The 18,667-nt window shown below is 73.3% G+C and carries 20 protein-coding genes; 8 read left to right on the top strand and 12 right to left on the bottom strand.

Features of this window, described 5'->3' with window-relative positions:
• Position 1 precedes the first annotated feature (1 nt).
• From ACIBK9_RS12870 to ACIBK9_RS12860, 3 genes are read right to left on the bottom strand one after another with little or no spacing between them, the layout of a single operon-like run.
• Positions 2-1,531: a GMC family oxidoreductase gene (locus ACIBK9_RS12870; RefSeq protein ID WP_397157742.1), complete on the bottom strand. Its 1,530-nt coding sequence runs from the start codon at positions 1,529-1,531 to the stop codon at positions 2-4.
• Entirely contained in the window at positions 1,528-1,836 is a 309-nt protein-coding gene (locus ACIBK9_RS12865) for a Nif11 family protein (RefSeq protein ID WP_358297530.1), read from the bottom strand. The genes ACIBK9_RS12870 and ACIBK9_RS12865 overlap by 4 nt, the downstream gene beginning before the upstream one ends.
• Positions 1,833-2,078, bottom strand: coding sequence for a hypothetical protein (locus ACIBK9_RS12860; RefSeq protein WP_352363715.1), 246 nt, complete (start codon positions 2,076-2,078; stop codon positions 1,833-1,835). The genes ACIBK9_RS12865 and ACIBK9_RS12860 overlap by 4 nt, the downstream gene beginning before the upstream one ends.
• Before the next feature lie 284 nt (positions 2,079-2,362).
• Between ACIBK9_RS12860 and ACIBK9_RS12855 the strand changes: the two genes are divergently transcribed.
• Positions 2,363-2,743: a MerR family transcriptional regulator gene (locus ACIBK9_RS12855; protein WP_352330857.1), complete on the top strand. Its 381-nt coding sequence runs from the start codon at positions 2,363-2,365 to the stop codon at positions 2,741-2,743.
• Positions 2,740-3,990 carry an MFS transporter gene (locus tag ACIBK9_RS12850; protein WP_397157739.1) on the top strand — a complete coding sequence of 417 codons (1,251 nt, stop codon included), beginning with the start codon at positions 2,740-2,742 and terminating at the stop codon, positions 3,988-3,990. Before ACIBK9_RS12855 ends, ACIBK9_RS12850 begins: the two co-directional genes overlap by 4 nt.
• Positions 3,991-4,041: 51 nt before the next feature.
• Here ACIBK9_RS12850 and ACIBK9_RS12845 read toward each other — a convergent pair whose 3' ends face one another.
• The 4 genes from ACIBK9_RS12845 to ACIBK9_RS12830 all read right to left on the bottom strand — a co-directional run bounded on the left by ACIBK9_RS12845 (position 4,042) and on the right by ACIBK9_RS12830 (position 7,307).
• Positions 4,042-5,127 carry a hypothetical protein gene (locus ACIBK9_RS12845; protein ID WP_397157737.1) on the bottom strand — a complete coding sequence of 362 codons (1,086 nt, stop codon included), beginning with the start codon at positions 5,125-5,127 and terminating at the stop codon, positions 4,042-4,044.
• Positions 5,128-5,241: 114 nt separating this feature from the next.
• Positions 5,242-5,703, bottom strand: coding sequence for a nuclear transport factor 2 family protein (locus ACIBK9_RS12840; RefSeq protein WP_352363710.1), 462 nt, complete (start codon positions 5,701-5,703; stop codon positions 5,242-5,244).
• Positions 5,704-5,728: 25 nt separating this feature from the next.
• Positions 5,729-6,625, bottom strand: coding sequence for an alpha/beta hydrolase (locus tag ACIBK9_RS12835; protein WP_352363708.1), 897 nt, complete (start codon positions 6,623-6,625; stop codon positions 5,729-5,731).
• A 172-nt stretch (positions 6,626-6,797) separates the two neighbouring features.
• Positions 6,798-7,307 carry a GNAT family N-acetyltransferase gene (locus tag ACIBK9_RS12830; RefSeq protein ID WP_397157734.1) on the bottom strand — a complete coding sequence of 170 codons (510 nt, stop codon included), beginning with the start codon at positions 7,305-7,307 and terminating at the stop codon, positions 6,798-6,800.
• Between the two features lie 257 nt (positions 7,308-7,564).
• Between ACIBK9_RS12830 and ACIBK9_RS12825 the strand changes: the two genes are divergently transcribed.
• Positions 7,565-8,248, top strand: coding sequence for a hypothetical protein (locus ACIBK9_RS12825; RefSeq protein ID WP_397157732.1), 684 nt, complete (start codon positions 7,565-7,567; stop codon positions 8,246-8,248).
• A 13-nt stretch (positions 8,249-8,261) separates the two neighbouring features.
• Here the strand turns inward: ACIBK9_RS12825 and ACIBK9_RS12820 are convergent, their stop codons facing one another.
• Positions 8,262-8,876 carry a flavin reductase family protein gene (locus tag ACIBK9_RS12820; protein ID WP_397157730.1) on the bottom strand — a complete coding sequence of 205 codons (615 nt, stop codon included), beginning with the start codon at positions 8,874-8,876 and terminating at the stop codon, positions 8,262-8,264.
• 59 nt (positions 8,877-8,935) lie between these two features.
• A complete protein-coding gene (gene manA / locus ACIBK9_RS12815; RefSeq protein WP_397157728.1) occupies positions 8,936-10,105 on the bottom strand; it encodes a mannose-6-phosphate isomerase, class I in 1,170 nt (389 codons plus the stop codon).
• A gap of 115 nt (positions 10,106-10,220) precedes the next feature.
• Between manA and ACIBK9_RS12810 the strand changes: the two genes are divergently transcribed.
• Complete coding sequence (locus tag ACIBK9_RS12810) at positions 10,221-10,826, top strand: TetR/AcrR family transcriptional regulator (protein WP_397157726.1); 606 nt, start codon at positions 10,221-10,223, stop codon at positions 10,824-10,826.
• On the opposite strand, the gene ACIBK9_RS12805 is transcribed toward ACIBK9_RS12810, so the two are convergent.
• Entirely contained in the window at positions 10,766-11,836 is a 1,071-nt protein-coding gene (locus tag ACIBK9_RS12805; RefSeq protein ID WP_397157724.1) for a hypothetical protein, read from the bottom strand. The genes ACIBK9_RS12810 and ACIBK9_RS12805 overlap by 61 nt on opposite strands.
• 145 nt (positions 11,837-11,981) lie before the next feature.
• On the opposite strand from ACIBK9_RS12805, the gene ACIBK9_RS12800 reads away from it, so the two are divergent.
• The gene (locus ACIBK9_RS12800; protein ID WP_397157722.1) at positions 11,982-12,710 is read left to right on the top strand and encodes a ThuA domain-containing protein; all 729 of its coding nucleotides are present in this window, start codon (positions 11,982-11,984) and stop codon (positions 12,708-12,710) included.
• 1 nt (position 12,711) lies between these two features.
• On the opposite strand, the gene ACIBK9_RS12795 is transcribed toward ACIBK9_RS12800, so the two are convergent.
• The gene (locus tag ACIBK9_RS12795) at positions 12,712-13,680 is read right to left on the bottom strand and encodes an NAD(P)-dependent alcohol dehydrogenase (RefSeq protein ID WP_397157720.1); all 969 of its coding nucleotides are present in this window, start codon (positions 13,678-13,680) and stop codon (positions 12,712-12,714) included.
• 331 nt (positions 13,681-14,011) lie between these two features.
• On the opposite strand from ACIBK9_RS12795, the gene ACIBK9_RS12790 reads away from it, so the two are divergent.
• Positions 14,012-15,871, top strand: a complete 1,860-nt coding sequence (locus ACIBK9_RS12790) for a trypsin-like serine peptidase (RefSeq protein WP_397157718.1) — start codon at positions 14,012-14,014, stop codon at positions 15,869-15,871.
• 168 nt (positions 15,872-16,039) lie between these two features.
• Complete coding sequence (locus tag ACIBK9_RS12785) at positions 16,040-17,092, top strand: Glu/Leu/Phe/Val dehydrogenase dimerization domain-containing protein (protein WP_397157716.1); 1,053 nt, start codon at positions 16,040-16,042, stop codon at positions 17,090-17,092.
• A gap of 293 nt (positions 17,093-17,385) precedes the next feature.
• Here the strand turns inward: ACIBK9_RS12785 and ACIBK9_RS12780 are convergent, their stop codons facing one another.
• Positions 17,386-18,030, bottom strand: a complete 645-nt coding sequence (locus ACIBK9_RS12780; protein ID WP_358297491.1) for a TetR/AcrR family transcriptional regulator — start codon at positions 18,028-18,030, stop codon at positions 17,386-17,388.
• A 250-nt stretch (positions 18,031-18,280) separates the two neighbouring features.
• On the opposite strand from ACIBK9_RS12780, the gene ACIBK9_RS12775 reads away from it, so the two are divergent.
• Entirely contained in the window at positions 18,281-18,664 is a 384-nt protein-coding gene (locus tag ACIBK9_RS12775; RefSeq protein ID WP_397157713.1) for a VOC family protein, read from the top strand.
• The last annotated feature ends 3 nt before the right edge of the window (positions 18,665-18,667 follow it).

Raw genomic sequence — 18,667 nt, 5'->3', positions numbered from 1 at the left:
CTCACCTCCGCGCCGATGCGGCGACCAGGTCGGCGGCCTTCTCGGCGATCATGATCGTGGCCGCGTTGGTGTTGCCCCGGGTGATGACCGGCATGACCGAGGCGTCGGCCACGCGCAGCCCGTCCACGCCGCGGACCCGCAGGTCGGGCCCGACGACCGCCTCGTCGTCGCGGCCCATCCGGCAGGTGCCGGCCGGGTGCCACACGGTCGAGGCGCTGGCCCGCACGTACTCGGCCAGGGCGGCCGGGCTCGTCACGCCGGGCCCGGGGGCCAGCTCCCGCCCGCGCAGGGAGTCGAAGGCCGCGTCCGAGACCAGCTCCCTGGCCAGGACGACGGCCTCGGTCAGCAGCCGCAGATCCGCGGCGGCCTCCAGGTAGTGCGGGTCGACGAGGGGACGCAGCGGGTCGCCGGGACGCAGCCGCACCTCGCCCCTGCTCTCCGGCTGCAGCAGGATCGGCGCGAAGGTGAACCCCGGGCCGTCCGTCCTGTACCGGTCGTCGATGAACTGCACCGGGCCGAAGAAGAACTGCAGGTCCGGCCCGTCGCCGCCCAGGACGTTGGTGAACAGCCCCGCCTCGGCCAGCAGCTCGGGGAAGGGCAGCTCGCGCAGGCTCTCGTAGCCGATGCCGAACAGCACGTGGTCCTGCAGGTTGCGGCCCACGCCCGGCAGGTCGGCGACCACCTCGACGCCGTGCTCGCGCAGGTGCGCGGCCGGGCCGAGGCCCGAGCGCAGCAGCAGCGCCGGCGAGCCCAGCGCGCCGCAGGCCACGACGACCTCCTGCGCGGCCGTGGCCCGGTGCGTACGGCCGTCCTTGACGTACTGCACGCCGGCGGCCCGGCCGCCCTCGACGGTGAGGCGGGTGACCACGGCGCCGGTCTCCAGCGTGAGGTTCGGCTCGCCGAGCACCGGCCGCAGGAACGCCTCCGACGTGCTGGAGCGGCGGCCGTCCTTGTCCCGGGTGGACTGGTAGAAGAAGGCCAGGCCCTCCTGCCGGGGGCCGTTGTAGTCGCCCGTGCCGTCGGCGCGGCCGCGGGCGATCGCCGCCCGGACGAAGGCGCGCGAGGCGTCCGACGGCGAGCCGTAGTCCACGACCTTCAGCGGGCCGCCGCCGCCCCGGTACTCCGGCGAGCCGCCCGGGTAGTCCTCCGAGCGCCTGAAGTAGGGCAGCACGTCGTCGTAGGACCAGCCGTCGTTGCCCAGCGCGGCCCAGCCGTCGAAGTCGCGGCGGTTGCCCCGCACGTACATCATGGCGTTGACCGAGCTGCCGCCGCCCGTCACGCGGCCCTGCGGGATGGGCACGACCCGGCCGCCCAGCTCCCGCTGCGGGGTGCTGGCGTAGTCCCACACGAACTCCGGCGAGCCCCACATCGACGTCATCGACGGGACGTCGGTCCGGTGCACGCACTCGGCGTCGTCCGGGCCGCCGGCCTCCAGCAGCAGCACCCGGCAGCCCAGCGCGTCCAGCAGCCGCCTGGCCAGGACGCAGCCGGCGCTGCCCGCGCCCACCACGATGTAGTCGTAGGCGCTCACGACGGCTCCAGCAGCCGGGCCCGCTCCAGCGCGGGCAGCAGGTCGCCGACCAGGAACTCCAGGTAGTGCTGACCCCACATCGTCCGCCAGAGCGGGAAGGTGGCGTCGAAGGCGTCGCCGCGCAGGTCGGCCAGGCGCTCCTCCAGCTCCCACACCACGCCGTTGAAGTCGGCCTCGGAGAACGGCAGCCCGTGCTCGGCCGCGGCGGCGACGACCTCCGCCTTGCTCTTGGCCTTCAGCGACTCCAGCACGTCGGCGCGCGAGCCCGCCAGGCGCAGGAACGCGATCAGATTCGTCCCGCTCATGCCACCGGCCGCCTCTCGTCGGCCGCGAACCCGCGCAGCTCCTGCTCGCCGAACCTGGCCACCACGTGATCGAGCAGGTAGTCCAGGTAACGCCTGCCCCACATGTGCCGCCAGAGCGTGCTGCCGCCGTCGACGGACTCGCCGTCCTTGGCGACGATGACCTCGATCTCCAGGGCCCCGACCACCGACACCAGCTCCTCGGCGGTGAACCGGAAGCCCTCGTCGGAGGCGTGGAACAACAATTGACTGAGATTTCTCGCGCTATACTCAGCGCGTCTTTGCGGATTCTCCCGGAGGTCGCCGAGGAATCTCACGAATTCGCTCTTCGCCATTGGCACCACCATTTCGTCCGGCGCTACGGATGAATCATGTTCGGCCGCCGGAAAACGCGTCAACGCGCCGCCCTGCGGTGACCGGGCGGTATGGAGGTAGCCGGTCCCATTCCGTCAAGTCCGAACCCGCATTCACCGGAATTCCGGCGAATGCACTTGACTTGGATCGCGCTCGAAGGGCGACAATGATCGGTATGAGTCAGAGCCTGACGATCGCGGAAGTCGCAGCCGAGACCGGCCTCAGCGCCCACGCGCTGCGCTATTACGAGAAAGCCGGCCTGATGCGGGAGACGCCGCCGCGCGGCGGTAACGGGCACCGCCGCTACACCGAACGTGATCTGGCCTGGATCCGCTTCCTGACCAGGCTGCGCGGCACCGGGATGTCCATCGCCGACGTCCGCCGCTACGCCGAGCTGGTCCGCGCCGGCGAGAGCACCACCGCCGAGCGCAAGCAGATCCTGCTCACCCACCGCGAGGAGGTGGCCAAGCGCATCGACCAGCTCAAGGACGACCTGGCCGCCATCGACTACAAGATCGACATCTACGAGAAGCTAGAGGAGAAGTACCAGCTGTGACCGCGCCGCCGCGGCCGGACAGCGAGCCCGGCCAGGCCGCCTTCGGCCCCCGCTTCGTCACGGCGGTCTCGGTCGGCTCGCTGCTCAACCCGATCAACTCCTCGATCATCGCCATCGCGCTCGTGCCCATCGCCCACCACTTCGGCGTGGGCGCCGACGCCACCTCCTGGCTGGTGTCGGCCCTGTACCTGGCCACCGCCATCGGTCAGCCGGTGCTGGGCCGGCTGGCCGACCGGCTCGGCCCGCGCCGCGTCTACCTGGCCGGGCTGGTCACGGTCGCGGCCGGCGGGCTGCTCGGCTACTGGGCGCCGACCCTCGGCCTGCTCGTGGCCGCCCGCGTGGTGATCGGCCTCGGCACCTCGGCCGCCTACCCGGCCGCCATGAGCATGGTCCGCCGCAGGTCGCAGCGGTCCGGCGGCGCCGCGCCCGCCTCGGTGATGGGCGCGCTGGCCATGGCCGGGCAGGTCAGCATGGTGCTCGGGCCGCCGCTCGGCGGGCTGCTCGACGCGCTCGGCGGCTGGCGCTGGATCTTCCTGGTCAACCTGCCGATGGCCGTGGCCGGGGTGGTCTCGGCGCTGCTGTGGCTGCCGCGCGACGAGCCGTACGAGCGTTCCGGCGCGGGCGGCGGCGGCAGCCTGCGCGACCTGGCCGGCAACCGGCCGCTGCTGGTCACCTACCTGCGCAACGCGGTGACCTTCATGGCCACCTACGGCTTCCTGTACGGCTGGACGCAGTGGCTGGAGCAGGGCAGGGGGCTGACGGCGGCGGTCGCCGGGCTGCTGCTGATGCCCACCTCGGCCGTGGGCGCGGTGGTCTCGGGGCTGGCCGCGCGGGCCGACGGCGCGTCGGGCCGGGCGCGCTGGATGTTGCCGACCGGCGCCGCGGCCCTGCTGGCGGGCTGCGCCTGGCTGCCGGCGCTCGACGGCGGCGCGTCCATCCTGTCGTTGTGCCTGCTCAGCATGGTCTTCGGGGTGCAGAACGGGCTCAACATCGTCGGCAACCAGGCCGCCATGTACGCCCAGGCGCCGCCCGCCCTGATCGGCATGGCCGCCGGCCTGCTGCGCACCTCGCAGTACGCCGGGGCCATCTGCTCGGCGCTGCTCCTCAGCGTGACCTACGGCGAGCGCGCCACCGACGAGGGGCTGCACCGGCTGGGCGTGGTCCTGACGGTCACCTCGGCGCTGCTGCTGGCCGGCACGCTCCTCGCGGCGATCCGCGCCGGCGGCGCGGCCCGCGGGCGCGCGTGAGCGGGGAGGGGCCTGCCGCCCCTCCCCGCTCACGGGGTCCGCGCCGCCCGCTCAGCGGGGGCTGATCAGCTCACTGATCGCGAACCCGGTCAGGTTGGTCACGTTGGCGCCGCCCACCGACAGGATCGTGGACGTGCCGGGCACGCGGTCCACCGCGTACGCGCCGGCGTACCCGGCCGACGGGCGGGCCGGGCCGCTGACCCGGGTCCAGGAGGCGCCGTCGAAGTACAGGTAGGCGGGTGCGGTGGTGCCGCCGCCGGTCGGGATGACCAGGTGGCCCTGGCCGTCGCCGCTGATGCTCGCCGAGCCGTTGCCCGGGGCGCCGGGCAGCGCCGAGACGGTCCAGCGGGCGCCGTCGTAGCGGGCGATCGCCGGGGTGGCGGGCTGGTTGGGACGGGGCTGGTAGCCGCTGATCCAGATCCGGCCGGGGCCCTCGACGTACACGCCCCGGGGGCTGACGCCCGGCCTGCCCAGCGAGCGCATGGCCGTGCCGTCCCACAGGACGACGCCGTTCTCGGCGGCGAAGACGATCTGGTCGCCGCCGTCCACGGCGCGCAGCAGGCCCAGGTTCTCGGTGCGCGGGTAGACCGTCCAGGAGCCCTGGCGCAGGCGCAGGATGTCGGTGCCGCCGGTGTTCTTGAACCTGATCGACCAGAGCGAGCCGTCCTTGGTGGCGGCGATCGGGCCGGTCCACTCGTCGCCGGGCAGCGGGGGCGTCCAGCCGGGCGGGGGCGGGATCTCCGACCAGGCCGAGCCGTTCCAGTACGCCGAGCGCGGCCAGGAGACGTCGGCGATGCTCTTGCTGCCGGTCACGTAGATCTGGTCCGGCGCGACGGCCGCGACGCAGCACGGGCTCGGCACGTCGTACCCGGCGGTGAGCGGCAGCCTGCTCCAGGACGAGCCGTCCCAGCGCAGCACGGAGGTGTCCGGCGAGCCGTCGTAGCCGCGCCAGCCGACGGCGTAGGCATGGGAGGCGTCCAGCACGTCGACGTTCCAGAGGGCGGTGGGGTCGCCGGGCGGGTCCACGGCCCGGAAGGACGGGGCCAGGAGCGCCTGGGCCGGCGTCGCCGCCGCCAGCGCGGCGGTGACGGCCAGGGCGGCGGCGGAGGCGCGGAGGACGCCACGCAAACGGGTCATGTCTTCTCCTGTGGGCGCGTTCCTGCGGGAAAAAGGGGCACGAAGGAGGGCCGGGACGGGCCGCGGGCACGAGAAAGCGGGCCGGTACCGACCGGCCCGCCGGGGATCGCCCGCTCAGTCGTCGGATCTGCGCCCGTCGGGGCCGATCGGACCGAAGAACGAGCTGAAGTTGGCGGTCCCGTCGCCGAAGATGCCGCCGCGGCCCTCCACGATGCGGCCGTTCTCCCACCGCATCAGGTCCACCCCCTCCATCTGCAGGTGCTCGTAGAAGGAGGTGCCGTCCGAGCCGGTGCGCCTGCGCACGGCGGTGCACCGGTTGACGTCGATGGTGTAGCCGTCCACCGGGTTGACCAGGCAGGCGATCTGCTCCATGCGCAGGGTGCCGCCGGCCAGCCGCTGCCAGGTCTTGATGAAGCCCATGAAGGCGTCCAGGCCGTCGTGCCAGCCGGCGTACGGGTGGTTGCCGGGGGACTGGAACCGCACGTCGGGGTGCCAGTACTCCAGCGCGCGCTCGCGGTCGCCGGACCGCAGCGCCTGATGTGCCGCCGCCAGTCGCTCAGCCGTCAGATCCGACATCGCTCTCCTCTCACTGCCTCGGGTGCTACTGCATCGGGTGCTTGGCGAGGAAGGCCGAGACGCCTTCGCCGACCGCTCTCGGGTTCATGATCTGCAGGCCGTGGGTGGCGCCGACGATGCCGCAGCGCTCGGCCTGGGGCAGCCAGTTCATGAGGAAGTGCTGCGCCTCGCGGAAGCCGGGCATGGCCGCCTCGCTGTCCAGGCCCATCACGGCCAGCACCGGCATCCGCGGCTTGTCCGGCACCAGCTGGTCGGCCTTGGACATGCGGAAGCCCCAGCCGCCCAGCGCCGGGAAGTCGACCTTGAACGTGACGTCCGCGCACTCCTCGACCCGCTCCCACACGTCGAGGGGGCAGGTCATGTCCACGGAGCCGAGGTAGCTCGGGCCGCAGACGGCGGCCATGAAGTCGCAGGCGGCGGTGAGCTTGTCGCCCTTCTGCACCAGCTCGATGGCCGTCATCACGGCGTCGTTGTTGGCCTTCTCGGCCTCGGCGCCCTCACGCGGCAGGTACGGCTCCAGCAGCACCGCCGAGTGCGTGCGCTCGGGGTAGGAGAGCATGAACTGGAAGCCGATCACCCCGCCGAAGGAGTACGACATGACGTGCGCCTTGTCGATGCCGAGGTGGTCGAGGAGCTGCTTGGCGTGCTCGGCGCCCTCCTCGATGCTGAGGCTGTCCTTCTCCAGCGTGCTGCCGTTGTAACCGGCGCGGTAATAGCTGATGAACTGGTACTTGTCCAGCAGCTCCGGGTTGTACTTCAGGAGCGGCGTGATGAGACCGTCCGAAATGGAGGTGCAGTGGATGCACAGGACGGGCTCGCCGCGCCCCACGACGGTGTAACGAAGTTCCGCGTTGCTGACCTTGACTCGCTTGTCGTGGTCGAGTTTCCAGTCTCGACCGGCGTACAAAGCATTCGCGCTCATGCCATTCCTCTCACGCGATCACTCGACCGTTTCTCGTGCCCGCTTGGCCATACTCAAGAATGGTTGCCATGGGCCATGGAGACGGTCAACGAAAGAGCCCGCGCCGGGGTATTCACCGCGAAATACGCCGGGGAACTCTGTCAAGTCGGCACGCGTGGGAAGGCGGCTGCGGTCAGAGGAAGGACAGCTCGTACTCGACCTGCTCGACGGGGTTGCCGTCGCCGTAGTCGTGGGTGCGGGCCGCGCCGGACTCGGTGAAGCCGCTCTTGGCGTAGAACCGGCGGGCCTGCGGCGTGTCGCGCAGCGTCCACAGGTGCACCCGGGTGAAGCCCTCGTCGCGGATGCGGCGCAGGGTGTCGGTCATCAGGGCGGCGGCCACGCCCGTGCCCCAGCCGTCGGGATGGCCGTAGAAGCCGAGGAGCTCCGCCGCGCCCGCCCGGGACGGCGAGGGCCCGAAGTGGGCGAAGGCCAGCCGGCGGCCGTCGAGCGCGGCCAGCACCAGGCCCGCCGGGGTCTCGGCGAGCACGTCGTGCCATTTGCCGCGCCGGTGACGCACGGCCTGGTCGAAGAAGTCGGGGGAGAAGAAGCCGGCGTAGGCGGCCTTCCAGGATTCGGCGTGGATCTCTCCCAGCGTCTCACCGTCGCCCGGCGAGGCTGGGAACACTGTGAAAATTCCGGTCACAAGATCACACTAGTCGAGAGGTCCCGCGGGTGTCCGGCGGCGGAGCGCGGGCACGTACGGGTATGCACGCACGCGGGGCGGCGCTCGGCGCGTCCGCCGCCGCGCGAGGCGTTCGAGGCGTTCGAGGAGGTGCGGGCGGAGAAGCTGCGCGAGACGGCCGTCCGGGCGTGGCGGCCGGGTCGGTCGATCACGCGATCCCGGCCGCCGTGCCGCGGCCGGAGGTCATCCGTAGCGCGGGAGCGCGGAATGGAGGCTCGATGAGGTGGCTGGCTCGCGGGGAGGGGCAACTCCCGGCGGGGGAGGACCGGACGGGCGACGGGCGGCCCGCCGAGCACCCGCTCGCCCGCTGGACCGTCAGTCAGGCCCTGCACCTGGTCTGCCCAGGCCCCGCCGGCGACCCCGACGTGCGGCGCCGCCCCGACGGCGCGGCGCAGGCGTGGCGGGACGGCCGCCCGCTGCCGGTGGGCATCTCGATCACCAGCCGCGCCGGATGGGCGGTGTGCCTGCTCGGCCTGGAGCCGGGGGCCGTCGGCTGCGACCTGCAACTGGTCGAGCCGCGCGGCCCGGGGTTCGTCGCCGACCGGTTCACCCGCCAGGAGCAGCGGATCGCCGGCGACGACCCGCTGCTGGGCAGCCTGCTGTGGTCGGCCAAGGAGAGCGCGGCGCAGGTGCTGCGCCGCGCCGAGCACCGGGCGCTTGAGGTGTCGCTGGGCTGCGGGCGGCCCCGCGACGGGTGGAGCGGGCTGACCGTGCGCGCGGGCGGGCGCGGGGTGGCGCACGGGTGGTGGCGCCGGTTCGGGCCGCTCGTGCTGACCGTGGCGGCCGACCGTCCCACGCCGCCGCCGCGCGGGCTGGAGGAGCCCTCTGCGCTGGCCTCGGCCCAGTCGTCTGTCTCGTCGCCGGTCGGGTCGTACGCCGGGTGCGCCTCGGGGGCCGGCTGACCCGCCGCGGCGCTCAGGCCGTCTGCGACCGGTAGGAGTGGCCGAGCTCCGGCCCGAGGCCGAAGTAGTGGCGGAAGTTGTACAGCAGCGGGCTCCACGCGGACGGGTCCACGTGCTGGGTGCCGGGGATCACGATCCGCGGGTCGGCGTGCACCCTGCGCACGACGGCCTCGACGATGACGAAGTCCTCGGACTCGTTCGGCATGATCCGCGTCGCGGCCGCCTCCAGCTGGAGGGGGCACTCGGCCACGCGCGGCGGCCGTACGGTCTCGGAGGGCTCGGGGCGCAGGCCCGCCGCGCCGAACTTGTCGGGCTCGAAGCGGCAGCCGGCCGCCTTGGTGTCGGGCACGGGGTCGCGGCCGGTGAGCGGCGCGAGCCGTTCCACCTGCGGCCACAGGTGCGGGGCCGGCAGGTTGACGACCAGTTCGGGCCGCTCGGCCAGGTTGCGCGCGCTCTGCCCGTCGGCGCCGAGGCCGAGCACGACGGTCCGGCCGAGCGCCCAGGCCGACGACATCGGGGCCAGGTTGGCCGAGCCGTCGGGGTTCTCCGTGCTCAGCAGCACGACCGGGGTGCCGAAGTAGAGGATGCTGGGTTCGATGGCGACGTGGCCGAGGGTTGCCGTGTTCATGGCAGGAGCCTAGGAACGCGACGTTCAACCACGGGCCGAAATGTCCCCGTCGCGCTGATCTACATCGTAAAGGCGCCCGGCTGGGCCGCGTACGCCACGCCCTTGCCGGACAGGCTCGCGCCCGCGACGGCCGGGACGAACGCCGACTCGCCCGGCCGCAGCGTCAGCTCGCCGAGACGGGCCTCGCCCTCCAGGCACAACACGATCCGGGGGAGCCCGGCAGGCAGCTCGAAGGAGGCGGCCTCGCCGAGGTCGTAACGCGTGAGGGCGAACTCGGGGGCGGGCGGGACGTAGCGCCGCTCCCCGTCGGCCGGGCGCTCGGGCTCGACCAGGTGCGGCTCGGCGGGCGTGAAGTCGACCACCCGCATCAGCTCGGGCGCGTCGACGTGCTTGGTGGTCAGCCCGCAGCGCAGGACGTTGTCGGAGCTGGCCATGATCTCCACGCCGACGCCGCCCAGGTAGGCGTGCGGCACGCCGGCGCCGAGGTAGAGGGCCTGGCCGGGCCGCAGGTCGACGTGGTAGAGCAGCAGGGCGGCCACGACTCCGGGGTCGCCGGGGCAGGCCGCGGCGATGTCGGCGTACGGGGCCAGGTCCGGGTCGGAGTTGCCGGCGAGGGCGTCCTCGACCTGGGCGCGCAGCGGCGCGGAGGCCTCGTCCAGCATCTGCGCGAAGACCGTGCGCAGGGCCTGCCCGGCGGGCCGGACGGCGAGCGCGTCGATCCAGGGTTGCAGGCCCGGCACGCCGAGCCGGGCGAGCAGCCCGGCGGTGACGACGGGGGAGCGGAAGCCGCACAGCCCGTGGAAGGGCGTGACCGCGCAGACCATCTCCGGCTTGTGCGAGCGGTCCTTGTAGGTGCGGGCCGGGTCGCCGATCGGCACGCCGCGCGCCTCCTCGGCGGCGAACCCGGCCTCGGCCTGCGCGATCGTGGGGTGGACCTGGAGCGACAGCGGCCGCGCGACCGCGAGCACCTTCAGCAGGTACGGCAGCGCGGGCCCGAACCTCGCGACCGCCGGCGCGCCGAGGGCGGCGACGGGGTCGCCCGCGATGAGCCGGTCGAGGGGCACGCCGCCGGCGATCGACGGGTCGGCGGGATGGGCGCCCATCCAGAGCTCGGCCTGCGGGCGGCCGGTCGGCTCGGTGCCGAACAGCTCGGGCATGGCGGTGACGGAACCCCAGTCGTAGGGCCGGATCGTGGTGTCCAGGCGCAGGGGCAGTTCGAACGTCGGCACAGGGCAGGAGCGTAGTCGCCGGCGGCCCCTCCCGCGCGCCCGGGGCCGGGCGGGGCTGTACGCCGGTATAGGATGCTTGTCCGGTGAACAGTCCGCTGTACGAATCGGTGGTGTGATGACAACCGTCCAGGACCCTGAGGACCTCACCGCGCGGGCCCGCATCCGCGACGCGGCGATCCGGCACATCGGCGAGCACGGGTTCGAGCGGGCCACGATCCGCGACATCGCCGAGTCGGCGGGGGTCTCGCTCGGCCTGGTCCGCCACCACTTCGGCTCCAAGCAGGCGCTGCGCGAGGCGTGCGACGAGCACCTGATGAAGACGGTGCGCCGGCTCAACGCCGAGGCCGCCGCCCGCCCGCCGGCCGGCTTCAACCCGGTGGCCGCGCTCGGCCCCTACCGCGCCTATCTGGCGCGGGCGCTGACCGAGGGCTGGGCCGCGCCGCTGTTCGACGAGATGACCCGGCTCGGCGAGCGCTGGCTGGCCGCCGCCGACCAGGACCGCGCCGATCCGCCGGACGTGCCGCCGCGGGCGCGGGCGGCGGTGATGGCCGCGATGGCGCTGTCGGTCACGGTCCTGTACCCGCACGTCTGCCGCGGCATGGGGGCCGACCTGTCCACGCCGGAGGGCGAGCGCCTGCTGATGCGCACGCTGATCGAGGTCTACTCCCAGCCGGTGCTCGACCCGGAGGCCGCCGCCGAGGCGCGCGCCTGGCTCGGCTGACCCGCTATCAGCGCGGCCCGGCTGCGCTCGTCCGGCCAGACCGACGCGAGGTCCACGTACGGGCGGAGCAGGCCGGTCAGCTCGGGGTCGCCGCGGCCGTTGAGCTCCTCGGAGGCGATCTTGCGCGCCACCCCGGCGACGATGTCGGCCACCTGGACGCGGGGGTCCAGGTGCGAGGCGACCAGCGTCAGGCTGGTCAGCACCAGCGGGCCGGCGGGGCCGTCCGGGCGGGCCAGCAGCAGCCGCAGCCGCTCGATGCGCTCCTCGGTCAGCGTCGTCTGCCGGTCGTGCACCACCGAGACGGGCCGGCCGCCCGCGCCCCAGTGGGCGACCGCGTGCGCGATGGCCGGGATCAGCGGGTCGAGCGCGGGGAAGACGTGCGGGTCGTCGAGCAGGCGGGTGGTGAAGGCGTCCACGAGCGGCCGGGCGGCCCACAGCTCGTCCATGATCTCGCCGGCCGGGCCGGGGGTGGTGCGCAGGTCGGCGACCAGCCCGAAGGCCGACTCGGCGGAGATCTCGGGGCCGCGGCCGTTCCTGGCGCGCAGCAGGTGGTTGAAGGCGTCGAGGAAGGCCGTCCAGCGGGCGGGGCCGAAGGCGTGGCGGCCCTCCTGGTAGAGGGTGGCCGCCAGGGCGGCCGAGCGTTCGTGCCGGTCGAGGCCGAGGCTGGAGTGGTGGCCGGCGAGCAGGTCGGTCACCTTGCTGACGGCGAAGTACGCCTTGTCGGTCAGGTGCACGCAGGCCCGTCCGAGGATGGGGCCCGACGGGCCGAGCAGCCAGATCAGGGTGGCCCGGTTCTTCTCGCGCAGCACGTGCTCGGCCTTGAACTCGGTGACCGGTGAGGGCGCCCTGAGGCGCAGCTCGCGTACGCAGTCGGCCGCGGCGGCCACGTCGAGGGAGACGCCGGCGTGGGCGAACACGTCGGTGTTGCCGCCGACGAGCTTCTCGCCCTCCGCGCCGGACTCGTCGCAGGCGATCTCGACGGGAGGGCCGTCGGGCGCGCGGCTTCGCATGACTTCCATGGTCACTGGCGAACCTACCCAAACCGTCCTTCCTCCCGCGAGACATTTTCCGCCCGCCCATCGGAGGCGGAACCGGCGGGCGGGCGGGTAAGGACCGGACGGCAGGTGCGGCAGGTCTGGAGGGAGAACATCGCGCGTGAGCATCAACGTGACCGTCTGGGGCGAGAACGTACACGAGCAGCGGGAGGAGGAGGTGCGCCGCCGCTACCCCGAGGGCATGCACGGCGCGGTCGCCGGCGGCCTGCGCGAGCACCTGGGGGAGCGGGTGCGCGTGCGCACCGCGACGTTGCAGGACCCCGAGCACGGCCTCGACGCCGCGACGCTGGCCGGCACCGACGTGCTCACCTGGTGGGGGCACGCGGCGCACGAGGAGGTGGACGACGAGGTCGTGGCGCGGGTGTGCGAGCGCGTCTGGGCCGGGATGGGCCTGCTGGTGCTGCACTCGGGCCACTACTCCAAGGTCTTCCGCGCCCTCATGGGCACCACCTGCACGGTCAACTGGCGCGACACCGCCGACCGCGAGCTGCTCTGGACGGTGGAGCCGGCCCACCCGATCGCCGCGGGCGTGCCCCAGCCGCTGGTCATCCCCGAGCAGGAGACCTACGGCGAGCCGTTCGGCGTCCCGGCGCCCGACGAACTGGTGTTCGTCAGCTCCTTCTCCGGGGGCGAGGTGTTCCGCAGCGGCTGCTGCTACCGGCGCGGCAAGGGACGCGTCTTCTACTTCAGCCCCGGCGACCAGAACTACCCGGTCTTCCACCAGCCGGGCGTGCGGCGCATCCTGGCCAACGCGGTGTTGTGGGCGGCGCCCGCCGGGGGCGCGGGCGAACCGCTGCGCAACACCCGCGTCGAGGCCGGCGACTGGTGACCTACCTCGGGCCGGGCATGACGATGACGACCTTGCCGGTCACGTGGCCCGTCCGCAGGTGGTCCATCGCGTCGGGGAAGCCGGCCAGCTCGAACGTCCGGCCGACCACGGGGGTGAGCTCGCCGGTCGCGGCGAGGCCGGCCAGGTGGCGCAGGTCCGCCGGATCGGTCCGGGTGATCGGGGCGCGCAGGGTGTGCCGGACGAACGGCGACAGCGCCGTCGCCCGGAGCTGGCGGCCGGTGCCGTGCAGCCAGCGGCCGGAGGCGTTCTCGCCGCCGACGATCACGAGCGTGCCCCGGCGGGTGAGCATCCGCCGCAGGTCCCGCAGCCGGCGGTTGCCCGCGGTGTCGAGGACGACGTCGTGGCGGCCGGTGGCCGGCTCCTCGCGGGTGTAGTCGACGACCTCGTCCGCGCCGAGTGAGCGGACGAGGTCGCCCTTGCCGGGGCCGCAGACGCCGGTGACGTGCGCGCCCCGCGCCTTGGCGAGCTGGACGGCGAACGTCCCCACCCCGCCGCCCGCGCCGATGACCAGCACGCGCTGCCCGGGGCGCAGGCGGGCGTGGTCGCGCAGCGCCTGGAGCGCGGTCAGCCCGCTGGTCGGGACGGCGGCGGCGGCCTCGGACGACAGACCGGCCGGCCTGGGGACGAGGCGGTCCGCGCGGGCGACGGCGTGCTCGGCGAGCGCCCCGTCGCAGACGCCGAAGACCTCGTCGCCGGCCGCCAGACCGGTGACTCCAGGGCCGACGGCCTCGACGGTCCCGGCGACGTCGCGGCCGAGGAGGGGCGAGCGGGGGCGGCGCAGCCCGGTGGCGAGGCGGACGGGGTAGGGCAGCCCGGCGCCGAGGTGCCAGACGCCGTGGTCGAGGCAGGCGGCGTGCACGCGCAGGAGCGCTTCGCCGGGGCCGGGGGCGGGACGGTCGAGGTCGGTGAGGGTCGGGGGGCCGTAGACGTGCCGGGTGATGGCCTTCAAGGCAGGTCTCCATGTCAAAGAAAGTAGACATGATGAACGTAAAAGAAGGCGGACATCATGTCAATGATTTTGTACATCAGTCGGCTCGGGAGGGCTGCCTGATGTGACGCGCTGGAGCTTTCCACCCGATAACCCGAAATATCGGTATCGCTACCGATAACGGTACGGATGGGAGGCGGAGTTACCCTCTGCCCACCCCCCACCACGGCGGGCCGCCTGTTCGCCGGCTCCGCCGGCCCCTGGCCGGCGCGGCCTACGCGCCCGGACCGGGCCCGGCTCCCGGCGATCGGCGGCCTGCTTCGGTCACCCCTCACGTGGAGGTGTCCCCCGCATGAGTCCTTCCCGATGGAGAGCGGCGGCCACGGCGTTGATCGCCGCGCTGGCCGTCGTCGCGCCGGCGACCCCGGCCCCCGCCCTCGCGCAGGCCCCCGCCGCCGCACCCCTGCACGCGCAGCTCGACAGCCGGGTCTCCCCGGCCGGCGAGGAGGTGCTCGCCGACCTGTCCCTGTCCTACGGCGCCGCCGGACGGAGCTGGAGCACGCGCGTCACCCGGCCCGGCTCCCGGTACGTCAAGGTGCACTTCGCCGCGCTCACCCTCGTGCCCGGCGACTACGTCACCGTCGCCTCGCCGGACGGCCGCGAGACCCACACCTACTACGGCGACCCCACCCGCGGGCGCTACCCGACCGGCTCCGGGTACACGCTGCACGGCGTCCCAGGCTTCGCCGCGCTCTCCGTGGACGGCGACACGGCGGTGGTCACCCTGCACGCGTCCGGGCCGCGCAACGCCGTCCGGCTGGCCCGGCAGGGCTTCGGCGTGCGCATCGACCGGTACTTCCGCGGCTACACCACCCAGGAGGCCGCGGCCCTGACGCCGCGGACGTTCAGCGTCTGCGGCACCGACGCGCGGCGGGACGTGGTCTGCTACAAGGACAGCAACCCCACCGAGTACGCCCGCAGCCGCGCCGTGGCCCGCCAGCTGCTCAACGGCCTCGGCTACTGCACGGCCTGGCGGGTCGGCAACACCAACCGCATGCTGACCAACCACCACTGCATGGAGAGCGCCGCCGACCTGAGCGCCAGCGAGTTCCAGTTCGACTACGACTGCGCCACCTGCGGCGGCGACAACCCGGGCGCCGGGACGAAGGTCGGCGGCGGCCAGTTCCTGAAGACCAGCGCACTCGAAGCGCTCGACTACACGCTCTTCAGCGTCGCCGACTTCGCCGCGATCCAGCAGTTCGGCACCCTGTACCTCGATCCGCGTCCCCCGGTGGCGGGCGAGCGCATCTACATCCCCGGCCACGGCGACACCCTGCCCAAGCGCCTGTCCCTGTACGAGGACACGCAGGGCGGCGCGGCCTGCAAGATCGACGTGGTGTCGTCGGGCGTCAACACCGGCTACCGCTGCGACACCTCCGGCGGCAACTCCGGCTCCCCGGTGATCGCCGCCTCCAGCCACAAGGTGATCGCGCTGCACCACCTCGGCGGCTGCCCCAACTGGGGGACGCGCATCACCGAGGTGTACAACGAGATCTCCGGCATGATCGACAACACCCCGCCGAACGGCGGCGGCGACGACTTCGCGATCTCGCTCTCGCCCACGAGCGGCGGCGTCACGCCGGGCGGGTCGACCACGAGCACCATCTCCACCGCCGTCACGCGCGGCGGGCCCCAGCAGATGCAGTTCGCCGCCGCGGGGCTGCCGGCGGGGGCCGCCGCGACGTTCGCGCCGCCCACCGTCCAGTCGGGCGGCTCGTCCGTCATGACGATCTCCACCACCGCGCAGACGCCCGGCGGCATGTACGTGATCACGGTCACCGCCATCGGCCCCGCCGCCACCCACACGGTCTCCTTCGCCCTGTCCGTGGCCGCCGCGGGCGGCTGCTCCGGCTACGAGACCACCAAGTCCGGGACGCTGGCCTCCGGGGCGGAGCAGTACCAGCCCGACGGCGGGTATCTGCAGACCACGGTCACCGGCCCGCACCAGGCGTGCCTGGACGGCCCGCCCGGCGCCGACTTCGACCTGTACCTGCAGCGCTGGAACGGGTCGACGTGGGCGACGGTCGCGCAGAGCGCCGGGTCGGGAGCCGACGAGACGCTCACCTACACCGGCGCGGCCGGTTACTACCGCTACCGGGTGCACTCCTACTCCGGCACCGGTCCGTACACCTTGGGATACAACGCTCCCTGACCCTGGACAGTCGTCCGGGCTTCCCGGCCAGGGTGAGCCACGGCCAGGGGGCCCGGCGCTGGAGTGCGTTCCGGGCGGCCATTCCGATCGACGGTGACCCATGGACAGGCGGCCGGGCGGCGCGGAGATTGGGCGGCAGGCACGGTTCGCACGGACGCGGGAGCGCGGATGAGGATCATGGAACTCGTCTCGGTGGACGGCTGCATCGCCTTCGACCTGGACTGCCCGGTCAGCGCGGGCGGCACCCGGCTGGCACCGGACGTCACCCGCGAGGAGGCGGGGCTGCTGGCGCGGGCGATGACGTACAAGCTGGCCGTGCTCGGCGAGCGGATCGGCGGGGCCAAGGCGGTGCTCCGGGCCTCGCCGGCCGACCGGGCGGGCACGGTGGCGCGCTTCTGCCGGGAGGTCGCGCCGCTGGTCGAGAAGGGCACCTTCCTCACCTCCTCGGACCTGGGCACGCGGACGCAGGACTTCGCGCCGCTGCCCGGGTACCGGGCCGACTCGATCATGCACGGGGAGGCCGGCGGCGAGCTGGTGGACACCGTCGTCACCGGGCTGGGCGTGGTCGTGGCCGCCGCGACGGCGCTCGGCGGCCTGGCCGGGCGGACGCTGGCGGTCGAGGGCTTCGGCAAGGTGGGCAGCGCCGTCGTGCGCGAGGCGGCGCGGCGCGGCGCGCGCCTGGTCGCCCTGTCCACCCTGCACGGATGCGTCAGCGACCCCGCCGGCCTGGACGTCGCGGCCCTGGAGGAACTGCGCGCCGAGCACGGCGACGCCTGCGTGACCCGGCTCAGCCTCCCCGTGCTGCCACCCGAGGCGTTGTACGAGGTGCCCGCCGACGTGCTGGTTCCCGGGGCGCGGACCGGCACCCTGTCGGCGCGGCGGGCGGCGACGGTGCGGGCCGGCCTGGTCGCGCCGGCCGCGAACGTGCCCTACACCGCCCGGGGGCTGCGGACGCTGGGGGAGCGGGGCGTGGTGACGCTGGCGGACTTCGTCTGCGGCGCGGGCGCCACGATCGGCTACCTCGCCGAACGGGCGGGAACGGTCTCCACCGCGGACGAGGTCGGCCACCTGGTCGAGAACCGCGTCGCGGAGATCACCGCCGCCGCCCTGTCCCATGCCGAGGGCCCGTACGCCGGCGCCTGCACCCTGGCCAAAGCCTTCCTGACGACCTGGCACCTCCCACCCGCCCCACCGCTGGCCCCCGACCCGGAGGACTCCTGACGCTGGGACGACTCCTGACGCTGGGACGACTCCTGAGCGGCCAGCGGCTCCTGAGCGGGCGGCCCTAAGTGGGTGGCGGATTCTGGGGGCCGCCCACGAGGCTCGGGCCAGCTCTGACCTTGGCGGCGCCGCCCAGGACTCTGGCGGCCGATCAGTTCCCGTCCGGCCCGCCACTGGCTCATCCAGCGGCTCCTGAGGCTGAGGCAGCCCTTGAGCCTCGGCCCGTCCTGAGCCTAGACGGCTCCTGAGACCAGGGGCGGCCTCCTGGGAGTGGGGAGGCGGCCTTCTGAGGCTCAGGCGGGGGCGTAGTTGGAGAGTGCGGGTTCTAGGAGGTCGAAGGCGCGGGTGGCGTCGGGGGCGATCGTGTCGGCGATGCGGTCGTTGGGCAGGCCCGCCAGGGTGAGCTCGTGGATGCGCTGGAACAGCACCCGGTGCACGGTTCCCAGCAGCCCGGCGGCGGTCTGGACGGTGATGTCGTCCGCCGTCGTGCCGGTGGCGTCGGCGAGGGCCCGGGCGAGGTGCTGTTCGCGCTGGTCGTGCAGGCCGCGCAGGCAGGACGTCAGGGTGGGGCTGTCGGCGATCATGCGGGCGAACTCCGGTCCGGAGAACCCCGCCACCGGGTCCTGAGCCGCGACGGAGGCCAGGAAGGCGCGTCGTAGAGCGGACAGGGCCGATTCGCCGGGACCGCGGGCGGCGACGGCGTCGGCCAGGGCGGACGTGAACGCCTCCTGATGGTCGAAGGCCAGGTCCTCCTTGCGCGGGAAGTAGTTGGTGACCGTCTTCTTGGCGATGCGGGCGGCGGTGGCGATCTCGGCGATGGTGGTCTGCTCGAACCCTTGGGCGATGAACAGCCTGGTGGCGTGGTCGGAGATGAGCTGCCGGGTCTCCTGCTTCTTGGATTCGCGGAGGCCGGGTGCGGGCGAGGTCTCGTGAGCCATGAAGGAATCTTACCCTCGTCGTATTTTTACGTTGACACCACTCGAACCCTCGGACTATATTTACGTCCGTCGTAAGTTTGCAACCGACGAACGAAAAGGAGAACCTGCTTGGAACTCAAGCTCTTCCCGGCTGTGGCTTTCAAGATCGACCTCGGGGCGTCGGAGGGCCGCGAACGCAAGTCACAGCACTCTTCCCTCCCGGGCGGCGGAGTCCGCAGACCGTCCGTTCTCATCTCTCATGGAGACCTTCTTGCAGATCACCACGTCCACCGTCTCGCTCACCGTTGACGACGTCGCCGCCTCCCAGGCGTTCTTCACCGAACACCTGGGCTACACCGTCCGGGTCGCCGCGGACGGGTTCGCCTCGCTCACCCGCGCCGACGCGATGGACATCGTGCTGCTCGCCCGCGGCATCGAGGTCCTGCCGCCGGAGCAGCGCGACCAGCACGCCTCCGGTCTCATCCTGGCCTTCACCCTGGACGGCGGCCTGGACGGGCAGGAGAAGCTGCTGCGTGACGCGGGCGTCGAGATCACCATGCCGCTGCGCGAGGAGCCCTGGGGTGAGCGCCTGTTCCAGGTGACCGACCCCAACGGGATCGTCATCCAGTTCGTCGAGTGGGTGGCTCCCGCCTGACCG

Origin of the sequence: Nonomuraea sp. NPDC050227 (genome assembly GCF_044459705.1) — a bacterium.
Taxonomy (GTDB): Bacteria; Actinomycetota; Actinomycetes; order Streptosporangiales; family Streptosporangiaceae; genus Nonomuraea.
This window is presented reverse-complemented; position numbering and strand designations above follow the sequence as displayed.